Origin of the sequence: Nostoc sp. NMS4, assembly GCF_017115095.1 — a bacterium.
Classification (GTDB): domain Bacteria; phylum Cyanobacteriota; class Cyanobacteriia; order Cyanobacteriales; family Nostocaceae; genus Nostoc.
Genome location: NZ_JABXKI010000069.1, coordinates 1 through 24,557, shown reverse-complemented (window position 1 = coordinate 24,557; position 24,557 = coordinate 1). Strand labels below are relative to the sequence as shown.

Sequence of the window (24,557 nt, the reverse complement as noted above, 5' to 3'; positions counted from 1 at the left end):
GAACTCTGTTGCTTCTAATGAGCCTTAAAAATACTACTTAAAATCTATCGGGATTTAGTAATTAGCAATTACTTTAAGTATGACACAAACTGCTTTCATCGAGCAAGTCAACCAGAGAATTTAGCGATCGCTCCACAGCTTCGGATCTGACAAATAAAAAAATACTCAACTTCTTGTGGGGGAGCCTGAAAATACCCTCTTTGATTACGGGCGGGCTTTTCAGAGCAACCCACAAGATTGGATAATCTATATTGTTGAAAGTCCCTTGACAACTCGCTAAACTCCCTAATGCTGTTTTCAGCTAATCGTCATTCAAATTAAATCTTCGCATTCCCGCGTCTTTCTAGCGATTTTAACTGGACGGAGAAACAAGGTTTTAAATATTCTCTGTTGAGAGTAATATAAAGATACCTATATAAGGATAATTTTCTCATCAAGTAGATTTTGGAGATGTCTAATATGCAGCAACCGCATTGCTGTTAGCTACAAAGCTAACACTGGTTGCGTTTATAGCGGTTCCTTTGCTGGTGAGTTATAACTAGACTTGATACATAAATTTTTGCTGATTGAGAACCACTATAGATGATTTCCTACGTTTAACCAAATTTATGGTGTCACACTTTGTTCAGGGCATTGGTTCTAGAACCACCATTAAATTTATCCATTTATTACTTTACTCGATCGCATCCCAACCTTAGAGTTTTAAAAGACTGAATTTGCGACTTATTGTCATTTTTTGAACTCTAGGCTGATTTAAACATGACAGTTATTTCTCAACTTGTATCAAGCTGTAATATGTATTACTGCTGCTATACCCTTGCATGGTAAAAATGCTAGGATTGCTGTAGTTGACTAGTGTGTGTGTTCAGATCACAGTATTTATGTGTTTTATCTCACAGCTAATTCAAACAACTTAATATCCCTTTTAAGCAAACAATAAGTGCCGTTATGACTTGCAACATATTATGCCGCCTAGCTATTTAAAGATTTAATGTATAAATAGTTTTGAAATATGTTTTTTCTGTTAAAAATCATCTATTAGGTGACTTTTCAGAAAAAATACATTAAGAAAGTCCTAAAATATCAAAGTTCAAAGCTAAGGAGTGTAAGCTAATTATGTAAATATGATGTTGGCAAGTCTCCTTTAATCACTTGCATTTATTACACTATAGGAGGTATAATACAAACGTTAAATAACTTGCTAGATGTTCCCTTTTAAAAATACTAGGCACTGCTGGAAAAAGGTTCACTCTGGAATCTCTAAGCAGACTTAAGCAATATTGTTTAAGTGGAGTTTTGCTAAATTGCTAAAATACTACTTTAACAAAAACTACGGTGTGCTTTATAGTTTTTGCAGTCTTCTACTTTCTGTAGCCTACTCAAAACCTGCTTTTGAAACGAGGTTCCACGATCAAGACTGAGGCTATACCTAGACTGACAAAGCACTAGGGGAAGAGGTCGAGCGCTAATTGCACATTTTGTAAATTCCTGATTAACACTACAAAGTTAATCAGATTTGTACTTGTGTCCTTTTTGCTGTCAGGTTTTGCTCACACAACTACAAACGGATTACGTTTTTTCCTAATTTACGAATCAATGGAATTCCTACAATTATGTCACACCATTCAAGTCAAGACAAGGCTGTTAAAAAGTTAGGAATGTCGGAAAACATTCTTTTAAGAATTATTCCAAGTCCGGTATTGTTCAAAAGCGTGAAAGCTAATTTTCAGCCAGAACATTATCCCAAACTAGAAAAAAAATTGAGAGTTTGTGAGTGAGAGGTGGAATACCTTGTATAGATAGCCATTGCTGCTGAAGCTAAATGTAGGGAAACATCAGGTCTAACTCGATACTTGGGCATATTTACACTGGTTATTGCCGCATCAATAGCTAGCTGAAATCAGTGGGTTTTCCAGCAAATAAAAATACCTTGTATGTAAAAGATAGATGGTTTTTACCATATTCTTCTTATCCAACTTTACTTTAATGAGGCTGAGAATTTCCTCGGTGGAAACACGGGATTAAACAATATTTTTAATGAAGATTTGAATTTGATTCAGACTAATAACTAAATTTTATTGTGGAGATGAGAAAATGCCACCAGTGCTTTCTGAGCAAAATGTGGGTGAAAGACTTTTGTACACTTTGGGTACAAAACTTTCAGAGCAAGAATTAGAGAAATTCTTGGCAGAAATGGAAATTGTCGAGCCACCACTAGCAAAGCAATTCTGGCAATCTGCACAGACGAGTCCTGGTATCTACATTATTCTTACAGGTAAAGTTCGACTGTTAGATAGTTCTGAGAATTTAATTACTACCTTTGGTGCATGGTCGGTTTTTGGCGAATTGACTATGTTTCCCGAAGCTAACTTTAGTCCTTATGTAGTTAGAGCTTCGACAAGCTTAAAACTGGGCTATTTCCGGCAAGAAGCATTGCAAAGGTTGATAAACAAGTATCCTAACATTAGCGATCGCCTCTACGCCCGTGCAGAACTTTGGGATTTGTTGTTGTTATGTCGTCAGATATCACAATTTCCACGCCATACATCACAAGTTCCTGGAATGCTCAAAGCCTTATCTCTGTTTGAGCGACACCAGTTAGAAACTGACTCTGTAAGTCCAGAAATATCCCAAGATTCAGAGTTGTGGTTATTGTACAAAGGTCAACTGCGGCATTCTGAAGGCCATTCTTTGACACCAGGTACAATCTTTGCTCAACCAAAACAAGGAGATTGGCAAGTAACGCAACCAACGATTGCGTACATTCTGAAAAATGACCAGATGCAAACAGCCCTAGAATACTTCCCGGAGTTGGGGGAGTGGGGATTGGGGACTGGGGAAAAAACTTTCCAATCTCCAAAATCTAAAATTATTCCTTTTCCCCAAAGAGAGAAGCAGTCACAACAACAACAACAACAACAGCCAAAAAAATCGCGTTTTTACTTTCCTAGTCCGAAAGTACAAATGGGGCATTGGTGGAAACGCATCACCAAGAGCTATCCTTTTTATGCCCAACAAAGTGCAGCTGATTGTGGCTCTGCTTGCTTGGTGATGATTGGTAACTATTGGGGCAAACATTTTAGTATCAATCGTCTACGGGATATGACCAATGTCACCCGCAACGGTGCATCCCTAAAGGCTATGGCAGCAACAGCAGAATACCTGGGTTTTGCCACCCGCCCAGTGAAAGCCACTCTTGATAAATTAGCAGAACAACCTTTACCTGCAATTGTCCACTGGGAAGGTAAACACTTTATTGTTGTTTATGAAATTACCAAAAAGCGGGTGATTGTATGTGACCCGGCTCTTGGTCAACGCAATCTAACAAAAGCTGAATTTAAAGCAGGTTGGAGTGGTTATGCATTGTTACTGCAACCTACAGCTCTACTCAAAAATGCTAAAGACGAAAGTAGAAGCTTCTGGAAATTTTTTGAGTTAATCAAACCTCACTATCGAACACTGCTAGAAATTTTTATAGCTTCGGTAGTAATCCAATTATTTGGGCTAGTAACGCCAGTATTTACCCAGTTGTTGCTCGACAGAGTACTCGTGCAACGCAGTGTCCCAACCTTAAACGCCATTGGTTTGGGAATGATTGTTTTTGGGTTGTTTGGTGTTGCTGTCAACGGTGTACGGCAATATCTCTTATTTCATACTGCTAACCGCATTAGCATCGCCTTACTCGTAGGCTTTATCAAACACACCTTCCGCTTACCCCTTGCTTATTTCGAGTCGCGTTACGTTGGGGATATAGTCTCGCGCATCCAGGAAAACCAGAAAATTCAGCACTTCCTTACTGGTCAGACACTCTCCATTGTCTTGGATATGCTGACATTAGTGGTTTATCTGGCCTTGATGTTTTCCTATAGTTGGCGGATGGCATTATTCGTGCTGTGTATTGTACCGCCATTTTTTATCTTGGCGCTGGCTAGCACAAGTATTTTGCGCCGCATCTCCAGAGATATTTTTAATGCAAATACCAAAGAACAAAGCTATCTCATAGAATCTCTAAGCGGAATTCGTACCGTCCGTTCATTAGCAATTGAACAGACAGTGCGTTGGCGTTGGGAAGAACTGCTGAATGATTTAATCAAAAAAAGCTTTAATGCTCAAATAATTGGCAATCGCCTACAAATTGTCAGTGGCGTTATCCAAACCTTTGTGAATACTTCATTGCTGTGGTATGGAGCAACCCAGGTAATTAATGGCGAACTGACTATTGGACAATTAGTTGCTTTCAATATGTTGGTGGGTAACGTCTTGAGTCCTTTCCAGAGGCTGGCTCTGCTGTGGAATGAATTGCAGGAAATCGTGATTTCTACCGAACGCATTAATGATGTGTTGGAGGCGGAACCAGAAGAAGATTTAGAAACAAAACCCCGGAAGTCGTTGAGTAAGCTCAAGGGTAACATTTGTTTTCAGAATGTTACCTTTCGTTATCACTCAGAAAGTGAGACCAATGTATTAGAAAATCTCAGCTTTGAAATTCAGCCAGAACAGATGGTTGCAGTAGTGGGGCGCAGTGGTTCTGGAAAAACAACTCTCAGTAAATTGATTTTGGGTTTATACCCACCGACAGATGGCAAAATACTCATTGATGGTAATGATATCACCAGTATTTCTATGCGATCGCTACGTTCTCAAATTGGCGTTGTAGACCAAGATACGTTCTTGTTTGGTGGGAGTGTTCGTGAAAACATTGCGATCGCTTATCCAAATGCTTCTTTAGAAGACATCATCCAAGCAGCAAAATATGCCGGAGCCGATGAATTTATTCAAAAACTACCAATGGGTTACGAATCCGAAATTGGTGAAAGCGGCGGTATGCTCTCAGGGGGACAGCGCCAACGCCTAGCGATCGCTCGTGCTTTGCTCGGAAATCCCCGCTTATTACTCTTTGATGAAGCCACCAGTCACCTAGATTCGGAATCAGAACGAATTATTCAAAATAACCTCAAAACAATTCTTCAAGGACGCACAAGTGTAATTATTGCCCATCGCCTCTCTACAGTCCGCAACGCTGACTTAATTCTGGTTTTAGATCAAGGCATTTTGGTAGAAAGCGGGAGCCACGACGAGCTAATCGCTAAAAAAGGTCATTATTACTACCTGAATCAACAACAGATGTCTCAAGTTAGTTGAGATTGGGAATTGGGCTTTGGTTATTTCTCGCTCATTTCCCTCATCCCTAGTCCCTACTCCCCATTACCCTTTATCCCCCATCTACATGTTATCGGAAATAAAACCATGCCAAATCCCAATAGATCGTCCCCAGTTCCCGAAGATGAGCAAGATGAGTATCAAGGTTACACCGAGCAAAAAGAATCAGTAGAGTTTGACGAGCAGACAGAGGCAGAAAATGACAGTCAAGATTTGCACTACGGCACAGAAGGATTGCTCAATGCCTTACCTCGAATTTGGACTCGTGGTTTGTTATATGTGCTAATCGGCTTTACCGGTCTATTCTTACCTTGGGCAACTCTCTCGAAAGTAGATGAAACTGGTAGCGCCAGAGGGCGTATTGAACCTAAAGGCGCAACTCAAAAATTAGACTCTCAAGCTGCTGGGAGTGTCAAAGCAGTTATGGTCAAAGAAGGAGATACAGTTAGAGCCGGACAGGTTTTATTAGAACTGGATTCTGGTTTGCTACAAACAGAACTGCAACAAGTCCAGAGCAAATTGCAAGGTCTACAAAATCGGCAATCTCAACTGGAAATGATGAAAAATCAGCTCCTAATGTCAACGAGTCTTTTAGAACAACAAAATAAATCCCAAGAATTAGAAAAAATGGCTCAACTTAACCAGGTACAGCAAAACCTGGATGCCAAACAGAGTAGCTATAACCTCCAAAAGTTAGAAAAACAATCATTAGTTAAGCAAGCACAGGAGCAAATTTCCACTAGTGAAGATGACCGGGAATCGGCTGAAGCCCTTTTGCGTATAGATTCTGGGAACGTTAAACGGTTTACCACACTCATTGAAAGTGGCGCAGTTTCTCCAACCCAATTTGATGACATCAAAAAACAAGAGCAACAAAGCAAACGACTTTATAAGAAGTCGCTATCAGATATTAAACAAGCTCAATTGCGTTTAGCCCAAGAGCTAAATAATTATCAGGTAACTATCAAAACCTTGGAGTCTGATATCAAACAAGCAAAACTCCGATTGCAAGAAGAACAAAGTAGCTCTAAAAGTGCCATGCAAGCCGGCGAACTGGCTGTAATGAAAAATCAGGAGCAGCTAAAAGATATACAGGCACAAATAACAGCAACGCAATCAGACATCGCTCAGACTAAAAGCCAGCTTATATCTACAAGGTTGCAAATTCAGCAGAGGGTGGTGCGATCGCCGATTGGTGGGGTGATTTTTGAATTACCCACTACTAAGCCAGGAGCAGTAGTACAAGTCGGTCAAAGGATTGCCCAAATTGCACCCAAGCAAGCAGAGTTTGTACTTAGAGCAAATATACCTAATCAGGATAGCGGTTTCTTGAAGGTAGGAATGCCCGTAAAAGTCAAGTTTGATGCCTATCCTTTCCAAGAGTATGGCATCCTGCCAGGGAAACTTACTTGGATTTCGCCTGACTCGAAAGTTAGCCAAACACCCCAAGGAAATGTCGAAACTTATGAATTAGAAATCACCTTAGACCGTCAGTATGTCCAAAGTGGCAACAAACGTATTCTATTAGGTGCCGGTCAGACAGCAAATGCTGAAGTCATCATTCGTCAACGGCGAGTAATTGACTTTGTTTTAGATCCGTTCAAAAAACTGAAAAAGGGAGGTTTAGAGATGTAGTTAAACTAATTGCACTGAAATTTAGGAAATAGGACAAGGGAGAGTGGAGGAATAATCAATGCCTCATGCACACTTGCCCTGAGCAGAGCGGAAGGGATGCCCAATCCCCTTAATTATTGGAGATATCGTGTTATGCCCCACAATCTCAACATTTCCATTTCAGATATCATTCACAGTCTGAAACTCTCCTGTCAGATACCTGATGTTGTGGAAGCGATCGCATCGCAAAGCATTATCGCCGAAGCAGCTCAAGCGGCAGGAATTACAGTCACACCAGAAGAAGTACAGCAAGAAGGAGATGACTTACGGTTCGCCAAAAAGCTTGTTAAAGCTAAAGATACCTGGGCATGGCTAGAAAAACACCACCTGTCTGTGGATGAGTTTGATGAATTAGTTTACAACAAGGTTCTTTCGCGGAAGTTAGCGAATCATCTATTTTCCAATCAACTCGAAAAGCACTTTTATGAACACCAGCTAGATTATATCGCCGCCGTTACCTACGAAGTCGTCTTCGAGGATCGCGACTTGGCTTTAGAGCTTTTTTACGCCCTAGAAGAAGGCGAAATCAATTTTCCAGACATTGCTCGTCTATATATCTCAGAACCAGAAGCCCGCCGTGCTTATGGATATCAAGGACTCCGATACCGCAAAGATTTTCGTCCAGAGATTGCAGCTGCTGTATTTGCTGCTGCACCACCAGAAGTTCTCAAACCGATTACGACTCCCAAGGGAGTGTATTTAATTTGGGTGGAAGAACTCATTCAACCCCAATTAGATGAACAATTGCGCCAAACAATCATTCAAGAATCCTTTTCTGATTGGTTAAAGCAACAAGTCAGCACTATAAAAATAGTTACTCAAATAGACTCAGACGGTTTGCAGGAGGAATTAACAGATATGTTATTCACCAAGACTAAATAATTTATGAAATTTCAAATAGTTTTGTCGCTAACTATCTCCCTGATTTAGGGTGATGTCTCTAGCCTTCAAAAAGATTGCAGATACAGGTTTTGTTTGCTTAAAAACTTAATAATTTTTCTTTTTTAGTGTTTTGTGAATATATCTACAAAGTGCTATTTTAGCGTTATTAAAAAATTTAAATTAAATCGCTATAAGTCTTGCTAGGCAGTAATAATTTTAATTATTGCTTAGATTTATGATGAGAATTTTTATAAGTTCAATTAGTACTATCTATGATAATTATTGAAGGCGAATACATTAGTTTTTTTAATCAAAAATCTTCCAAAAAAGTGTTGACTTATCTGAAAAATGAAGTATATTAATTGTGTAGGCAACAAAAACAAGTTGACTGCACAAAAGATTCCCAACAACAGTTACAAATTCTAGGAGAAACTCAAATGATTATTTCTGATCTTAACTACTTGGAAAATACCTCTGAAGAAGTTATTGGTGGCTTCTATTTTGGTGGTCAGTATTTCAACAAAGGAAACTTTGCTTTTGCAGATGCAACTGCTAGCGCAACAGGCAACAACACCTTTACTTATACCGCTACTGACGCTACCGTTACTCCTAACTCTTCTTCAAGTTCTTCAACAAGCGCAGCTGCTAGTTACTAAGTAGTAATAATTAAACTCTACTCACAAAAAGTATTAACTTCTGCAAGTAGAGTTAGGCTCGAAAGCCTAGTATATTGATAAATCGCCGAAGGCTCTTTGCTCATTTGAGCCTTCGGCTTTTACCCAAAATACATCTTTTGGTCTAAGAAAACTGTTTTCGCAATAAAATTTTACAACATTTAGTACTGAACCCAGGTTACTAGCATGTGCTGTTTGCCAGCCCTGAATTGAAACTCTGGGTAAATAGTCATAAGTGAAAAACATTACATGGGCGTAATCTTCTCCTAAACCTCCGAAAGATAGAAAAAGAGTAAAATTCCTTTTAGCTAAGTTTAGTAAACAATCAAGCAGAAATTATATTAATCGATTTTAAAGGAATTTGGTTATAAGTTTCAAAAACTTGAGTTCCTTGCAGATATAGGAACTAAACACATATAAAAATAAAATAACTGTATAAATTATTACCCACAAATAAAAGGATATAAGCTCCTAAATTTATGGGAATTTTGAATTTTGAATTCGGAGCAAAGCGACATGACCACAATTCTTGATGCTCTCCAACTGGCTGCTAAATATCAACGAGCCAAGCGCTTCATTCAGGCCGAAGAGGTTTATCGTCAAATTATAGACGTAAATCCCAAGCAGTCAGAGGCATTATATGGATTAGGTATGCTGTTGCAGCAGCAGGGAAAATATCAAAATGCAGAACAATTTTTTCAAGCAGCCCTGGAATTACAGCCAGAAGCAGGGCCAATATACAACAGTTTGGGGTTTGCTCTGCAACAACAGGGTAAACTAGAAGAAGCGATCGCCTGTTATGAAAAAGCACTCTTAATTCTCCCTGACAGCATAGAAGTGCAAATCAATATCAGCAACATTCTCCACATTCAAGGAAAGCTGTCACCAGAAGAACAAGTCCACTACGCAGACTTAAACCAGCAATTTGCTTTAGGGCGGCAACAAGCAGACGATTTCAAGTTTGCAGAGTTATATTATCGCCAAGCTATTGCATTGCAACCAAATTTGGTACAAGCTCATAATAATTTAGGAGAGGTACTCCAAAAACAAGGGCGATTAAATGATGCCCTCAAGTCTTACGAACAAGCACTCAAAATTAACCCCGATTATGCCTATGCCTATCACAACTTAGGATATTTTTTCCAGCAAAAAGGGAACTTTGAGCAAGCAATAGAAGCTTATGAAAAAGCTTTAAGTATTCTACCTGATTTTGCAGCCAGCTATAACAACTTGGGAAATATTTTTAAGATACAAAATAGAATTGATGCTGCCATAGAATCCTATCAAAAAGCTCTTAAACTTCGACCGGATCTTGATTACATCCATTGCAACTTAGGAGCAGTATTGATAATTGCTAACAAAATAGAAGCAGCAGGACAGGCATTTGAACAAGCCGTAAAGATAACACCAAACTATGATATGGCTAAATTTGGTGCTTGTATCAGTCAACTGCCAATTATCTATTCTAGTGTTGATGAAATTGCCTTCAGACGGAATCAGTATCAACAGAAGTTGCAAAATTTAGCTAAATATTATGAATTAGCTAATCAGGAAGAACGAGCAAAAGCATCTGAAGCTGTGGGAACATTTCAGCCTTTTTATTTGGCATATCAAGGCTTAAATGACCGAGATTTACAGCGAACTTATGGGGAAATGATTTTCCAGATCATGTCGAGTCGCTATTCCCAAGATCGCCAGCCGATTGTTCTACCAAAATTAGATCAAAATCAAAAGGTTCGCGTTGGTATTGTCTCTGGGTTTTTCTCTAGCCATTCTAATTGGAAAATCCCGATTAAAGGTTGGGTAGAAAATCTAGACCGGAGCGAATTTGAAGTATTTGGTTATCACACTGCTGTCAAAACAGATTCTTCAACCATCATTGCCAACAAGAGTTTTGATAAGTTTGTCCAAGGTGTTCGCTCAGTTGAAGAATGGTATGAGGTAATAACAAAAGATAAATTACATATCCTGATTTTCCCAGAATTTGGCATGGACTTAATGACAGTAAAACTGGGTTGTCTGAGATTAGCACCAATTCAAATGACATCTTGGGGACACCCTGAGACTAGTGGACTGCCAACAATTGACTATTACTTGAGCAGTGACTTAATGGAACCAGAAAATGCTCAAGAACATTATACAGAAAAGTTAGTTAGATTACCAAATCTATCTATTCATTACATACCTTTAGCAATTCAACCCGAAGAAATTAAGAAACCAGATATAGGTTTAAAAGAAGATGATATCTTATTCTGGTGTTGTCAGTCATTATATAAATATTTGCCCAATCATGATGATGTTTTCCCCTCTATTGCTAAGGAGTTAGGGAATTCTAAATTTGTGTTTATTAAAAACCCAAGTGAAGAGCTTACAGAAGTATTCCGCCAGCGCTTAAACCATGCTTTTGCAATATTAGGGTTGGATTATCAAAATCACTGTTTATTTTTGCCTTCCCTCAATAGCAGCAAGTTTGCTGGGACTACAGCTTTAGCAGATGTCTTTTTAGATAGTATTGGTTGGTCTGGATGTAACTCTACACTCGAATCTATTGCTCATAATATTCCGATTGTCACTTTACCAGGAGAACTGATGCGGGGAAGGCATTCTCTGGCAATTTTGAAGATGATGGGTATAGAAGAGACGATCGCTTCAAATAAAGCAGAATACGTCCAAATTGCCATCCGTCTGGGGAAAGATGCTAAATATCGGCAATATATTTCTCAGCAAGTCGCAGAAAATAAACACAAACTATATGGCGATTTAAAGCCAGTGCGAGCGCTGGAAGATTTTATTTTACAACTGGTTAATAAACCAAGAAAATTTAACGTCCAAGAGGTTGCTGAACTATTTCAACTTGCGCTTCAAGAGCATCGAGCTAATCGCCTAGATGCAGCCGAACAGCTATATCGTCAGGTGATAGAAAAACAGCCGGATTATTCAGAAGCATTATACGGTTTAGGGATGCTAGCACAGCAGAAAGGTGCTTTGCCAGAAGCCCAGAAGTATTTGAGTGCAGCTTCACAAGTTCAGCCTAACTCTGTGAAAATTTGGTTTAGTTTAGGTAACTTGCTGCAAGGACAAGGACAGTTACCAGAAGCTGAAGTAGCTTACAAAAATGCTATCACTTTGCGACCTGATGCAGCGACAATTTACAACAATTTGGGCTACACCTTGCAACAACAAGGTAAGTGGGAAGAAGCGATCGCATCTTATCAAAAAGCTCTGGAATTTCAGCCCAACTGCATAGAAGCAGAAATAAATTTAGGGAATGCGCTTTTTGCTCAAGGGAAGCTTTCGACAGAGAAACAAGCCTATTATGCTGAATTGAATTATAAGTTGGGCATTGCCCGCCAACAAGCAGCTGATTGGCAAACTGCTGTTATTTACTATCGATCTGCGATCGCACTACAGCCAGATTTGGTAGAAGCCCATTATAACTTGGGGGTGATACTGCAAGAACAAGGGGAGTTAGAAGAGGCTATCCCTTGCTATCAAAAAGCTTTGGAGTTCAATCCCCAATACCAACAAGCCAATATCAAATTAGGAGAGATTTACCAAACCCAGCACCAAGAAGTTACACAATTTAACTAAACAGGTTATATCATGCGATCGCCGTTTTGTCAGATTTCAAATTTTAGGTTCTTGAATTTACGTTCAGTTGCGATCGCACTTCCTGACACATTTAAAGTTTTCTCTGAGAAAAATTTCAATATGTCAAGAAAAAATCTAATCACCATAACAACAGAGGAAAAATTATGTCACTAACAATTTTCGAGAAAGTTAAAGAGTTCATCATCCGAATAGTCAAAGACGAAGCTTTTTACACTCAATTAATGAGCGATCAAAGCGAGAAAGTCGCCAAATTAATGGCAGAAAGCGGCTATAACTTTTCTCAAGAAGAATTTGAAACAGCCTCCATTAAAATATTGGAATTAAAAGAATTAGGTCAGTTTGACGACCTTAGTGAAGAGGAATTAGTGGGAGCCTTTGGCGGACTGACAAACAACACTGAACAAGTCGCTCAACCATTGTATGGTGTTGTCGCCCAACCTCCCGAACCTCCCGCAGAATGTGGAAAACCACCAAAATGTCAATGGATTCCTAAACCACATCCTAAGCCATGGCCAGCTCCTTGCAAAGCAACAGTTCCACCTGTACAAACTTTATATGGAGTAGTCAGCCCAACAGAAGTACAATAACCCGATAAAACAATGAAAAAATAGAATGCGTTAGTTTATTTTGAGGGTTGAGATTGAGAGTTAACCTATGACATATCACCGCAAAAGCTACGCAGTTTGGGAAATTACTTTAAAGTGCAATCTCGCTTGTAGTCACTGTGGTTCCCGTGCAGGACATGAGCGCACCAACGAGCTTTCCTCAGAGGAAGCTTTGGATCTCGTCAAGCAGATGGCAGAAGTTGGGATTAAAGAAGTTACTCTCATTGGTGGTGAAGCATTTCTGCGTCCAGACTGGCTAGAAATTGCCAAAGCTATAAATGAGGCGGGAATGTTATGTGGTATGACTACGGGCGGTTATGGCATTTCGTTAGAAACCGCCCAAAAAATGAAGGAAGCGGGAATTCGTACTGTCTCTGTTTCGATTGATGGTTTGGAAGCAACTCACGACCGTCTGCGGGGGAAAAAAGGCTCTTGGAAATATGCATTTAAAACCATGAGTCATCTCCGAGAAGTGGGTATTACCTTTGGTTGCAACACCCAAATTAACCGCCTCTCAGCGCCAGAGTTTCCCTACATCTATGAGTGCATTCGTGATGCAGGGGCCAGTGCTTGGCAAGTTCAGCTAACTGTACCAATGGGGAATGCAGCCGATAACGCAGATATCCTCCTGCAACCCCATGAACTGTTAGATATCTATCCCATGCTAGCCCGTGTAGCGCGTCGTGCTTACCAAGAAGGCGTTCAACTTCAGGCGGGAAATAACATTGGTTACTACGGCCCTTACGAACGACTGTTGCGGGGACGGGGAAAGGAGCATGAATTCTCATTTTGGCAAGGTTGCGGTGCAGGACTCTCCACTTTAGGAATTGAAGCTGACGGAGCAATTAAAGGTTGTCCCTCACTACCGACTACCGCCTATACAGGTGGTAATATTCGAGAACATACCTTGCATGATATTATCGAGGGTGCAGAAGAACTACGCTTCAATCTAGGAGCAGGAACACCTGAAGGGACAAAACACCTGTGGGGTTTCTGTAAAACCTGCGAATATGCTGAACTTTGTCGTGGGGGTTGCAGCTGGACTGCCCATGTTTTCTTTAATAAGAGAGGTAATAATCCTTACTGTCATCATCGCGCTCTGACTCATGCAAAACAAGGCATGAGAGAGCGTGTAGTTCCCAAAGTCAAGGCACAAGGTTTGCCATTTGATAATGGTGAATTTGAGTTAATTGTCGAGCCTATAGATACTCTCTGTCCGGCAAACGACCAATTACATTTTACTGCTGACAGCATTCAGTGGTCAGAAAGTTGGCAACAAGAACCCGAATTTTATTACTCTTTCGTGAGATAATAAATCATGGCAGAAAATTCAGAAATTACCCCAATTTCAGAAAACAAAACTGACCTTAAGTTATCAGCATCTCCAGAATTAGAGAAAATCCCCTTGCTTCCACGTTCAGCTTGGAATAGTCAATTAGGCTATTTAAAAGTGCTGTTAAAAGCAAAGCAACTCCTGGATAAAAGCTGACAGTTTTACAGGGCTGTCGAGAGATTTAGCTCGTAAATTAGGAGAGAACTACTCTCCGAATATTTACGTGCAAATTTGTTAACTAACATAATCAACACGAGGTTTTCATGGCATCAAGAGCAAGTCTAAGACAGACATCTCAAAGCTTACTTCAGTTCAATGGTAGACCTAATCTCAATAACAGACCCGATCCCAAGCCAGATCCTAGTCCTAATTTTGTTACCGCTCAAGGGGATGCTACTTTTTCCAACTATAGTGAAGGTGCTTCAGGAGTTTTAACTTCTACCCAGACGGACGCATTAGTTCAAGGTGGTGTGGCTGCTGCTATTGCTGACGCTCAAGCAAGTTTTGACCCAACTTTTTCATCACTTTTCACTCAGGCTGCTGTCGTTGGATTAGATGGTCAGTTTCAAGGTACTTCCAATAGCGAAGCAAAGGTACTTGCTAGTTTTACGGTTGGACGTAATGAAGATTTCTCTTTTGATTTTTCAGCCAATCTACAACTGGCAGCTAAAGAAATTGAAAATCCTGACGTTGAGTATAACAAGGCTCTGTCTACAACAACTTTTTTAGTGTTAGACACCACAAATCCTAACAAGGCCAGAGTTTTAGATTATTTTGGCATCCAGGGTAAATTGATCTCCTCCGATCAAATCGCTGATCTAACCTTTGGTCGTAGTCGCAATGTTACGATTGACGATCGCAATAAAAGCTCTGATATTGATGGCAACAATGGTAGTGACTTCCTGAATGGTAGTGCTGTTGGGACTTATGATCGCAATTTTAAACGCGATACCAACCTAACTATAGTCAAAATTAATACTAGTTCTGTTGAATTGGCAGGAGACACCTTAATCGGCAACCTGGGTAGAGATGTTATCTATGGCACGATTCGGAACGATAATCTGACGGGAACTAACGGAGCGGACAAACTTTATGCCAGTTTGGGGGATGATCAGCTATCTGGATACGGAGGTAATGATGTCCTCGATGCTGGCCAAGGTGATGATACCCTAAATGGTGGTAATGGCAATGATACACTCTATGGCGGTTTAGGTAATGATGTTCTCTATGGTGGTAGTGGTAATGATGTCTTGGTTGGTGGCGATGGTAATGACACATTTACTTTCAAGCGTAGCGATACTTTTTTCCAAAAAGACTTTGATGTGATTCAAGATTTCAAAGTTGGTGTTGATGAGCTTGTATTACAGGGCTGGGGAAATCGAGGTAATGTAACAGATACCAAAGATGGCGCTCTCCTCACCTTAGGTTCTTCTTCTTTCTCTAATGGTTTTTTCTCTAATACTCCTCAACAAAGCATACTATTTTCCGGGGTGAGTGCCAGCGATCTCAGCTCGGTAATATAATTTGCTTCAGGCTAATTGCCTCTCCAGAAAAACGACTCTGATTCTGGATGATTCCTACCTTAAAGAGCAGAGCTGTTTCATTCTCTAAAAGACTCTGATTTACAAGCATCTCAGTCAAAACAATCAGGTGAGTAAAAAATCTGATTAGACAAGAAAATGTCGATAGCTTTTCTGGGAGAGACTTTGCCAACAGTAACCCCTCTGGTGTACGCACTGAAATTTACTTGAGTTGGTAATTTTTGGATTCCTAATTTAAGATGAATTTCTCGTAAATACTGTTGACAAAATCTCTCCCTTCTCTAATGAAATAGCCCTGTTTTATTAACAGGTAATAACAGGTATAAATATTTATTTTATTGATAGTTGTCATCTATCTTCTAAAGCTATACTTATTTCTAATAATCTGATATAAAATTAATTTATGGATACTACAATTATTTCCGAATCTAAAGTTAAATCTCTGATTCAAATTGCGGTGCAGAAGCATCAGTCAGGTCAAAAGGGTGAAGCTGAATCGCTAAATAAAACACAAGTAGCTGAAATCCTCCAACTAGCAGTTCAACGACAACGAAACAATCGTTTAGTAGAAGCACAACTGCTATATATTCAAGTCCTGGAAAAAGAAAAGGACAACCCCGAAGCTTTATATGGTTTAGGAATGTTGGCACAGCAGATGGGACAATACCAAACTGCTGAACAGTGGCTAAGTGCGGCTTCGCAAGTTCAACCAGATTCTGTTAAGGCTTGGTTTAGTTTAGGTAATTTGTATTTAGCACAGAAACAGTTTTCGGAAGCAGAGAAAGCTTATCGGCAAGCTTTAGTTTTATTTCCTAACTCACTGCCAATTTACAACAACTTGGGCTATGCTCTGCAACAACAAGGATTATTTGAAGAAGCAATTAACTATTATCAAAAAGCTCTAGAGTTAAAGCCAGACTTTATAGAAGCAGAGGCTAGTTTGGGCAATGCGTTACACGCTCAAGGTAAGCTCTCGGTCAATCAACAAATGCACTATGCACAATTGAATAATAAATTGGGTGTTGCCCGGAAAAAAGCTCTTGATTTGGAAAATGCTGTTACTTGTTACAAGCAAGCGATCGCACTCCAGCCAGATTTGCTAGAAGCTCATTATAACCTGGGTTTGGCGCTGCAAGAACAAGGGAAATTTGAAGAGGCGATCGCATCCTATGAAAAACTCTTGGAACTTAATCCCAACGATGGAGAAACTTACCTCAACTTAGGCAAAATTTACCAACAGCAAAACCAATTCCAGAAAGCAGTTTCTGCCTATCAACAAGGGTTAAAGCTGATTAATCCCCACTATGCCAAAGCATTAGCAACCGACAAAAAGGCTGAAATTTCTCAACAAATATCATTTACACCCCCAATTTCCCAAGGGGAAGTAATTTTAGGGAAGCATAGGTTCCTAGCAATTCCGCCAGTCGCAGCTGATAAAGAAAAACGACCTTTTTGGAGCGTTGTACTCCCAATTTACAGCACAAATAACCGGACTAATTACCTATTTGAATGTTTGGTGAGTGTTCTGAGGCAATGGTCTGGAGAAGAGGAGATGGAAATTGTCGTTGTTGATGATGCCAGTCCTGTTTCTCTGAAAGATTTAGTCGATGAAATTGGTCAGGGAATCATCCGCTACTATCGCAATAGCCAAAACAGGGGAGCATATCAGAATTTTAATACCGCAATCACCATCAGCCAAGGGCAGTGGATTCATTTACTTCACGATGATGATTATGTTCTTCCAGGTTTTTATGCTCGCCTCAGACAGTCTTTAGAAACATGTCCGCCATCTATTGGAGCCGCTTTTACAGGCTATGAAAACGTTAACGAGCAGGGAAAGGTGGTCTTCTCTCAACAAATTTATGGAAACAACAGAGGAATTGCTGAAAATTTTATCCAAATGATTGGGTTAGTAAATCCTTTAAATATGCCCGCAGTGGTTGTCCGTCGTTCAACCTATGAACACTTGGGGGGATATCTTTCTGAGTTAAATTATACCGGAGACTGGGAATTTTATAAGCGCATTACCGCTTTTTATGATTGGTGGTATGAACCGGAAATCTTAGCTCGTTACCGTCACCACACTCACAGTATTACAACCGAATCTGTATTATCTGGTTCTCAGGGTACATGCCTAAGACGTGCGATTGAGATTTCCGAAGATTATATTCCTGTAGAAATTACAGCAAAATCTCGTAGCTATCACTTTAACTATTTTTTATCACAAGCTCAGATTCCTTTGCAGCTTGATAAACTTGAAGGGGCGCTTCGTATGGTTCAAGAGGCTCTGAAAATTGATAGTTCTTCTGGTGCAGTGGCACACTTATTCACCTGGTTGCAACATGATGAAGCAGCTTTGCTCAGGGATGAAATTACTTCAAGATTAATCTCGCTTCCTTTGAAGTAAAGTATCGCAAAATCTGTAATTTGACTGATTAAAAAGGTTTAAAATATTTATTAGTTAAATACTTTTTTTGCTTTATTTTGCTTGTGGTGATTGAATATAGCACGAATAAATATGAAAACCATTACTGAAGCACTCCAACTTGCTGTTCAACAACATCAAGCCAATCGTCTAGAACAAGCTGAACAGGGTTATCGTCAAGTTCTAGAAGCACAGCCTGACCATCCAGAGGCTTTATACAGATTAGCCTTGCTAATGCAGCAAACAGGTCAGCCCCAAGCAGCGAAAAAGTTGTTTAGTGCAGTTATTGAGGTGCAGCCAGAGTTAGTTAAAGCTTGGTTTAGTTTAGGCAATTTGCATCAAGCTCAAGGTGAATTATCAGCAGCAGAGATAGCTTACCGCCAAGCCTTAGCCCTACAGCCAAAGCTAGTAGCCATACACAACAACCTCGGCTACACCCTAGAACAACAAGGCAAGTTAGATGAGGCAGTTGTCTCTTATCAAAAAGCGCTAGAGTTGCAGCCCAACTGCCCAGAAGCCGAAGTAAACTTGGGTAACATTCTCAATACCCAAGGCAAGCTTTCGCCCCAACAACAAGCTCACTATGCAAAATTAAACAATCACTTAGGCCTTGGTCGTCAAAAAGTAAACGATATACAGACAGCGATTTTATACTATCGACAAGCGATCGCTCTCCAGCCAGATTTGCTCGATGCTCATTATAACTTAGGTAGTGCCCTGCAAAAACAACAGGAATGGGAAGAGGCGATCGCATCCTATCACCAAGCCTTAAAACTCAATCCCCAAAACTGGAAAATCTATACCCGCTTGGCTCAGATTTACCAAGCTCAAAACAAGATTGCAGAGGCGATTTCTGTGTATCGTCAGGGATTAACTTTACTCAATCCCCACTACGCCAAAGCGGTCACTGCTTACCAAAATGCAGGAACCAGCCAAGAAATAATTGTGACTCCGCTTATTCCCCAAGGCGAAGTTAATGTCGGCGATTATCAGTTTCCAGCGATTCCACCGATCGCAAACCCAGAGAAACCCCGACCATTTTGGAGTGTGGTGATTCCAGTATATAACCGCACCGATTATCTGCTTGAATCTCTGGCTAGCGTCTTGGTGCAATGGTCAGGAGCAGAGCAGATGGAAATTCTGGTGATGGATAATGCCAGTAAGCTACCCTTGTTCGATCTAGTAAACAGTATTGGGGGAGGAATAATCCGCTACTACCGCAATCAGCAAAATATTGGTGAAGTCAGAAATTTTAACACCGGGATTTCCCTGAGTCGCGGTCAGTGGGTGCATCTCCTCCACGATGATGACCGTGTAAATCCAGGCTTTTATGAACGCCTCCAGCAGAGTCTAGCAACTTGCCCAGATTCCGTTGGGGTTGCTTGTACGGGTTTTGAATATATTAACGAAAAAGGAGAAACGAGGGCAGAGGGGGAAATAGTTTCATTGTATGGAGAACACAGGGGGATCATGCAGGATTGGGTGCTACAAATTGGTGTATGCGGTCTACTGATGGTTCCTGCAATGGTGGTTCGGCGGACAACTTATGAACGCTTAGGGGGATTTTACCCGGAATTTCCCCCAATTTGTGACTGGGAGATTTTTAAACGTTTTGCTTCTTTTTACGATTGGTGGTATGAACCAGGTATTTTAGCTTGTTACCGCCTTTATTCTGAAACTAATAGACTCACAACTGAAAGCTTACGTTCTGGAACAATGGCAGAAGCGATTCGCCGTGCAATTGAGGTTTCTGATACCTATCTTCCCATTGAGCATCGCGCACAGATTACCGCCAAATCTCGCAGCCACAATTTCAATTATTGTCTAGGACTAGCAGCAATTCCTCTCCAGGTGGGCAATATCACCGGGGCTTTGTTTGTACTCCAAGAAATCCTCAAAATGGATCGTTCTCCACAAGCAATCGCAAAATTATTCGCTTGGTTGACTAAAGATGAAGCAGCTCCCCTCAGAGATGAAATTGCAGCCAAGTTGCTTGCTATTCCTGAAGAAAATATTCCAGTCAATACTCCGACTGAATTAAAACCACCACAAATTGCGATCGCACTATAGGATATGAAAGTACTTGTAACTGGAACTGAAGGTTATATTGGCTCATTATTAGCTCCCCTCTTAATCCAACAAGGTCATGAAGTTATTGGTTTGGATACTGGCTTTTATAAAGTAGGTTGGCTATATAACGGCACCAAGGTAACTGCCAAAACCCTCAACAAAGACATCCGCCACATTACAATAGAAGACCTGCAAGGCGTGGAAGCAGTAGTTCACATGGCAGAACTCTCCAACGACCCTTTAGGTCAGTTAGCCCCTGATATCACCTACGACATCAACCACAAAGGCTCAATACATTTAGCGAAATTGGCAAAAGCAGCCGGAATCCAACGCTTTGTCTACACTTCATCATGCAGTGTCTATGGTTTTGCCACTGAAGACTACGTTAGCGAAGAGTCTACCATCAATCCCCAAACAGCTTATGCTAAATGCAAAGCACTTGTTGAACAAGATGTGAAACTCCTTGCTGATGATAGCTTTTCCCCCACCTTTCTCCGAAATGCCACAGCCTATGGAGCCTCTCCCAGAATGCGCTTTGATATTGTCTTAAACAATTTAGCAGGTTGGGCATGGACAATTAAAGAAATTAAAATGAACAGCGACGGTACACCTTGGCGACCTCTAGTGCATCTATTAGATATCTGCAAAGCAATTATCTGCACCTTAGAAGCTCCGCGTGATCTAATTCACAACCAAATTTTCAATGTCGGCGATACAAATAGCAACTATCAAGTCAAACAAATTGCTCAAATAGTCGCAGATGTTTTTACAGATTGTCAATTGAGCTTTGGTAAACACGATCCTGACAACCGCAGCTATCGGGTTTTATTTAATAAAATCAACGAAAATTTACCAGGATTCAAATGTGAATGGGATGCCCAGCGCGGTGCCCAACAACTCCATAATGTCTTCCAGCAAATTGATATGGATAGAGAAACATTTGAATCTAGAGGGTTTACTCGGCTGAAACAACTGGAGTATCTCATTCGGACTCAGCAAATCGATCGGGATTTCTTCTGGCAAACTGTTTAAATAAAAAATATAAATTATGAATTTACTAAAACCAACAAATAATCAACCAACAACTGGTAACTGTATGTTCTGTGGAACAGGGTTACACCATACCTTCGTAGATTTAGGTATGTCTCCTCCCTGTGAAAGTTATCGTAGCCTCAAACAACTCAATGAAGTAGAGCCATTTTATCCTCTCCATGTCTATGTTTGCGAGGAGTGTTTTTTAGTTCAACTCCAAGAATACATTAGCCCAGAAAATATTTTTAGCGACTATGCCTATTTCTCATCCTACTCTGATAGCTGGTTACAACACGCCAAGAACTACGTTGATTTGGTAGTAGAACGTTTCCAATTAAACCAGGAAAGTCAGGTAATAGAAATTGCTAGCAATGATGGTTACTTACTGCAATATTTTGTTGCCAAAAGCATTCCAGCGCTGGGAATAGAGCCAGCAGCAAATGTTGCTGAGGTAGCAATTAAAAAAGGTATTCCTACAGTTGTGAAATTTTTTGGGCAGGAGACAGCAAAAGAACAGGTTGCTAAGGGCAAACAGGCAGATTTATTACTAGGTAATAATGTCCTGGCTCACACACCATACCTGAATGATTTTGTCAAAGGAATGAAAATTATCCTCAAACCGCATGGTGTAATTACGATGGAATTTCCCCACCTGATGCGGTTAATTGAGGAAAATCAGTTTGATACTATTTACCATGAACATTTCTCTTATTTTTCCTTTCTGACCGTAGAAAAGATTTTTGCTACTCACGGGTTGACAATTTTTGATGTAGAAGAATTAACTACTCATGGTGGTTCTTTAAGAATCTATGCCCGCCACAACGAAGACTCTTCTAAACCCGTTAGCCACCAAGTATCAGAATTGAAAAGTAGAGAAGAAGCGGCTGGTTTTACGCAATTAGAATACTATTTTTCCTTTGGCGAACAAGTTAAAGAAACTAAACGCAAGTTATTAGATTTCTTAATAAAAGTTAAGCGGGAGGGAAAAACGATTGTTGGTTACGGCGCTCCAGGTAAGGGAAATACTCTCTTAAACTATTGTGGTATCCGCACAGATTTTCTTGACTATACAGTAGACCGTAACCCCTACAAACAGGGTCAATTTTTACCAGGAACTCATATTCCGATTTTTCATCCAGACAAAATTGCCGAAACAAAACCTGACTATATACTAATTTTGCCCTGGAATCTGAAAAATGAAATTATGACACAAATGGCTTACATTCGGGATTGGGGAGGTCAATTTGTTGTCCCAATTCCTGAAGTTAATGTTTACTCTTAAGTGTTTAAGTTTAATATTTTTATCATCAAAACGAGGGAAGTATCATGAAAGTAGTTTTATTTTGTGGTGGTTTGGGAACGAGAATGAGAGAGTATTCAGAAAGCATTCCTAAGCCAATGGTGAATATTGGTTACAGACCAATATTATGGCATGTGATGAAATACTATGCTCACTATGGACACAAAGATTTTATCTTATGTCTTGGTTACAAGGCTGACCTAATTAAAAGCTATTTTTTAAATTACAATGAATGGCTTTCTAATAACTTTAGCCTTTCTAATGGGAGCAAAATCCAGTTGTTTAATCGGGATATTCAAGATTGGAATATCACCTTCGTAGATACAGGGTTAACTGCCAATATTGGACAAAGATTCAAGGCAGTAGAAAAGTATTTAGAAGGAGAAGAAGTATTTTTAGCTAACTATAGTGATGGGTTGACAGACTTGCATCTACCAACGTATATTAATCATTTTTATCAGCGTGATAAAATTGGTAGTTTTTTGTGTGTCAGACCAAGCCAAAGTTTTCACCTAGTTGACATGAATGACGATGGCGTGGTGAAAGATATCAAAGATGTCAAACAACGTGATATTTGGATTAATGGAGGCTATTTCATCTTTAAAAAAGAGATTTTTAACTATATCAATCGTGGCGAAGAACTTGTTCTTGAACCTTTTCAAAGACTGATTGCCAAAAAAGAACTTTTTGCGTATAAATACACTGGCTTTTTCGGGGTAATGGATACGTTTAAAGAGAAGCAACAACTAGATGATATGTATGCTCAAGGTGAAAGACCCTGGGAAGTATGGGGAGATGAACAACTAGAAGTCAGCCATATTATATGATTCAACTTACCTTGAATAAGACAGAAGAATCTGAGTACAAAATTCTTTGTCTAGGTTCTCATTGTGATGATATAGAGATTGGTTGTGGAGGCACAATCTTAAAGCTAATAGAGAATTACCAAGATGTTGTTATCTATTGGGTTGTCTTTAGTTCCAATGAGCAAAGAGCAAAGGAAGCAACAACAAGTGCTAGTCTCTTCTTAAAAGAAATCCCGGTCAAGAAAATTATCATTAAAGATTTTCGAGATGGCTTTCTACCTTTTCAAGGGATAGAGGTGAAGGAATGCTTTGAACAGTTGAAGCAAGAATTCTCACCAGATATAATCTTTACTCATCACCGAGACGATCGCCACCAAGATCACCGCTTAATTTCTGAGTTTACTTGGAATACCTTTAGAAATCATTTAATTTTAGAATATGAAATACCCAAATACGATGGTGATTTGGGTATTCCTAATTTCTTTGTCCATTTAAATGAAACACTCTGCCGCCGAAAAATTCAATATATTTTAGATGCGTTTCCTACCCAGAATAATAAGCAGTGGTTCACAGAAGAGACTTTTCGTTCCATTCTCAGAATTCGCGGGATTGAATCAAATTCACCAAGTAAATATGCTGAAGCATTTTACTGCCGGAAAATATTTTTCTAACAAATTAGAGTTGGAATTTTCTCTCAATTTTGCAAATTTATGATCTTCACTGAAACTAAAATAAAAGAAGCATTTATTATTGATTTAGAGTTACATCAAGATCCTCGGGGCTTTTTTGCTCGGAGTTTTTGTATTCAGGAATTTCAAGATCGTGGTTTGAAACCTACTATTGCCCAATGCAATTTATCTTTTAACTATAAAAAAGGAACGTTGCGGGGTATGCATTATCAAATGCCTCCTTCTGAGGAAACAAAATTGGTGCGTTGTATCAGAGGAGCTATTTATGATGTAATAATCGATTTGCGTCCAGAATCTCCTAGTTATTTATCTCATATTGGTATAGAGTTAACTGCGGAAAATCACCTTGCTCTCTATATCCCAGATAGGTGTGCCCACGGGTTTCAAACTCTGAGCGATGAAACCGAAGTGATGTATCAAATGGGTGACTTTTATGCACCAGAATATGCTATTGGGTATCGTTACGATGACCCAGCTTTTGGTATTGAATGGCCTCTACCTGTGACTGAAATTTCGGAAAAAGATAGAGATTGGAGTTTATTTGAATCGAAAAAAATTGTAACGCATACGTGATGCAAGGGTTTTAAGAGCAGTTTAAAAAGTATGTAGTTTTTGAGTGAATGTAGGATTAGTATCAGGCAGAAGCAGGGAAAATCAGAATTTGAACACTTTTCAAATTTTGTTATAGCAGATGGGGGGAGAAGTGAATACGATTTATTTTGATTCGACTTTCAGTGATGAAATCAGACGCAAG

Annotated in this window: 16 protein-coding genes; all 16 read left to right on the top strand. The window is 39.8% G+C overall.

Going from position 1 to position 24,557, the window contains the following annotated elements:
* The first annotated feature begins 2,094 nt into the window (after positions 1 to 2,094).
* The 16 genes from HWQ37_RS03515 to rfbC all read left to right on the top strand — a co-directional run bounded on the left by HWQ37_RS03515 (position 2,095) and on the right by rfbC (position 24,376).
* Positions 2,095 to 5,142, top strand: a complete 3,048-nt coding sequence (locus tag HWQ37_RS03515) for a peptidase domain-containing ABC transporter (protein ID WP_292743834.1) — start codon at positions 2,095 to 2,097, stop codon at positions 5,140 to 5,142.
* 105 nt (positions 5,143 to 5,247) lie between these two features.
* Positions 5,248 to 6,795, top strand: a complete 1,548-nt coding sequence (locus HWQ37_RS03510; RefSeq protein ID WP_292743831.1) for a putative HlyD family type I secretion protein — start codon at positions 5,248 to 5,250, stop codon at positions 6,793 to 6,795.
* Between the two features lie 132 nt (positions 6,796 to 6,927).
* On the top strand, positions 6,928 to 7,716 hold the full coding sequence (locus HWQ37_RS03505; RefSeq protein ID WP_292743828.1) for a peptidylprolyl isomerase: 789 nt from the start codon (positions 6,928 to 6,930) through the stop codon (positions 7,714 to 7,716).
* 437 nt (positions 7,717 to 8,153) lie between these two features.
* On the top strand, positions 8,154 to 8,372 hold the full coding sequence (locus HWQ37_RS03500) for a hypothetical protein (RefSeq protein WP_292743825.1): 219 nt from the start codon (positions 8,154 to 8,156) through the stop codon (positions 8,370 to 8,372).
* Between the two features lie 534 nt (positions 8,373 to 8,906).
* Positions 8,907 to 11,981: a tetratricopeptide repeat protein gene (locus tag HWQ37_RS03495; RefSeq protein WP_292743822.1), complete on the top strand. Its 3,075-nt coding sequence runs from the start codon at positions 8,907 to 8,909 to the stop codon at positions 11,979 to 11,981.
* A gap of 164 nt (positions 11,982 to 12,145) precedes the next feature.
* Positions 12,146 to 12,589, top strand: coding sequence for a Nif11-like leader peptide family RiPP precursor (locus tag HWQ37_RS03490; protein ID WP_292743819.1), 444 nt, complete (start codon positions 12,146 to 12,148; stop codon positions 12,587 to 12,589).
* 67 nt (positions 12,590 to 12,656) lie between these two features.
* Positions 12,657 to 13,919, top strand: coding sequence for a nif11-class peptide radical SAM maturase 3 (locus HWQ37_RS03485; protein WP_292743816.1), 1,263 nt, complete (start codon positions 12,657 to 12,659; stop codon positions 13,917 to 13,919).
* Positions 13,920 to 13,925: 6 nt separating this feature from the next.
* A complete protein-coding gene (locus HWQ37_RS03480) occupies positions 13,926 to 14,096 on the top strand; it encodes a hypothetical protein (RefSeq protein ID WP_292743814.1) in 171 nt (56 codons plus the stop codon).
* A gap of 107 nt (positions 14,097 to 14,203) precedes the next feature.
* Positions 14,204 to 15,463, top strand: a complete 1,260-nt coding sequence (locus HWQ37_RS03475) for a calcium-binding protein (RefSeq protein WP_292743812.1) — start codon at positions 14,204 to 14,206, stop codon at positions 15,461 to 15,463.
* A gap of 421 nt (positions 15,464 to 15,884) precedes the next feature.
* Positions 15,885 to 17,888, top strand: coding sequence for a tetratricopeptide repeat protein (locus HWQ37_RS03470; protein ID WP_292743809.1), 2,004 nt, complete (start codon positions 15,885 to 15,887; stop codon positions 17,886 to 17,888).
* 111 nt (positions 17,889 to 17,999) lie between these two features.
* Positions 18,000 to 19,976, top strand: coding sequence for a tetratricopeptide repeat protein (locus HWQ37_RS03465; RefSeq protein ID WP_292743807.1), 1,977 nt, complete (start codon positions 18,000 to 18,002; stop codon positions 19,974 to 19,976).
* A 3-nt stretch (positions 19,977 to 19,979) separates the two neighbouring features.
* Entirely contained in the window at positions 19,980 to 21,008 is a 1,029-nt protein-coding gene (locus HWQ37_RS03460; RefSeq protein WP_292743804.1) for an SDR family oxidoreductase, read from the top strand.
* Positions 21,009 to 21,024: 16 nt separating this feature from the next.
* On the top strand, positions 21,025 to 22,290 hold the full coding sequence (locus HWQ37_RS03455) for a class I SAM-dependent methyltransferase (RefSeq protein ID WP_292743801.1): 1,266 nt from the start codon (positions 21,025 to 21,027) through the stop codon (positions 22,288 to 22,290).
* Positions 22,291 to 22,334: 44 nt separating this feature from the next.
* Positions 22,335 to 23,135 carry a sugar phosphate nucleotidyltransferase gene (locus HWQ37_RS03450; protein WP_292743798.1) on the top strand — a complete coding sequence of 267 codons (801 nt, stop codon included), beginning with the start codon at positions 22,335 to 22,337 and terminating at the stop codon, positions 23,133 to 23,135.
* The gene (locus HWQ37_RS03445; protein WP_292743796.1) at positions 23,132 to 23,785 is read left to right on the top strand and encodes a PIG-L deacetylase family protein; all 654 of its coding nucleotides are present in this window, start codon (positions 23,132 to 23,134) and stop codon (positions 23,783 to 23,785) included. Before HWQ37_RS03450 ends, HWQ37_RS03445 begins: the two co-directional genes overlap by 4 nt.
* A gap of 39 nt (positions 23,786 to 23,824) precedes the next feature.
* Entirely contained in the window at positions 23,825 to 24,376 is a 552-nt protein-coding gene (gene rfbC / locus HWQ37_RS03440; RefSeq protein WP_292743793.1) for a dTDP-4-dehydrorhamnose 3,5-epimerase, read from the top strand.
* The last annotated feature ends 181 nt before the right edge of the window (positions 24,377 to 24,557 follow it).

Coding starts and splice junctions, on each gene's coding strand:
- HWQ37_RS03515 (WP_292743834.1), top strand. CDS start 2,095: ATGCCACCAGTGCTTTCTGAGCAAAATGTGGGTGAAAGACTTTTGTAC.
- HWQ37_RS03510 (WP_292743831.1), top strand. CDS start 5,248: ATGCCAAATCCCAATAGATCGTCCCCAGTTCCCGAAGATGAGCAAGAT.
- HWQ37_RS03505 (WP_292743828.1), top strand. CDS start 6,928: ATGCCCCACAATCTCAACATTTCCATTTCAGATATCATTCACAGTCTG.
- HWQ37_RS03500 (WP_292743825.1), top strand. CDS start 8,154: ATGATTATTTCTGATCTTAACTACTTGGAAAATACCTCTGAAGAAGTT.
- HWQ37_RS03495 (WP_292743822.1), top strand. CDS start 8,907: ATGACCACAATTCTTGATGCTCTCCAACTGGCTGCTAAATATCAACGA.
- HWQ37_RS03490 (WP_292743819.1), top strand. CDS start 12,146: ATGTCACTAACAATTTTCGAGAAAGTTAAAGAGTTCATCATCCGAATA.
- HWQ37_RS03485 (WP_292743816.1), top strand. CDS start 12,657: ATGACATATCACCGCAAAAGCTACGCAGTTTGGGAAATTACTTTAAAG.
- HWQ37_RS03480 (WP_292743814.1), top strand. CDS start 13,926: ATGGCAGAAAATTCAGAAATTACCCCAATTTCAGAAAACAAAACTGAC.
- HWQ37_RS03475 (WP_292743812.1), top strand. CDS start 14,204: ATGGCATCAAGAGCAAGTCTAAGACAGACATCTCAAAGCTTACTTCAG.
- HWQ37_RS03470 (WP_292743809.1), top strand. CDS start 15,885: ATGGATACTACAATTATTTCCGAATCTAAAGTTAAATCTCTGATTCAA.
- HWQ37_RS03465 (WP_292743807.1), top strand. CDS start 18,000: ATGAAAACCATTACTGAAGCACTCCAACTTGCTGTTCAACAACATCAA.
- HWQ37_RS03460 (WP_292743804.1), top strand. CDS start 19,980: ATGAAAGTACTTGTAACTGGAACTGAAGGTTATATTGGCTCATTATTA.
- HWQ37_RS03455 (WP_292743801.1), top strand. CDS start 21,025: ATGAATTTACTAAAACCAACAAATAATCAACCAACAACTGGTAACTGT.
- HWQ37_RS03450 (WP_292743798.1), top strand. CDS start 22,335: ATGAAAGTAGTTTTATTTTGTGGTGGTTTGGGAACGAGAATGAGAGAG.
- HWQ37_RS03445 (WP_292743796.1), top strand. CDS start 23,132: ATGATTCAACTTACCTTGAATAAGACAGAAGAATCTGAGTACAAAATT.
- rfbC (WP_292743793.1), top strand. CDS start 23,825: ATGATCTTCACTGAAACTAAAATAAAAGAAGCATTTATTATTGATTTA.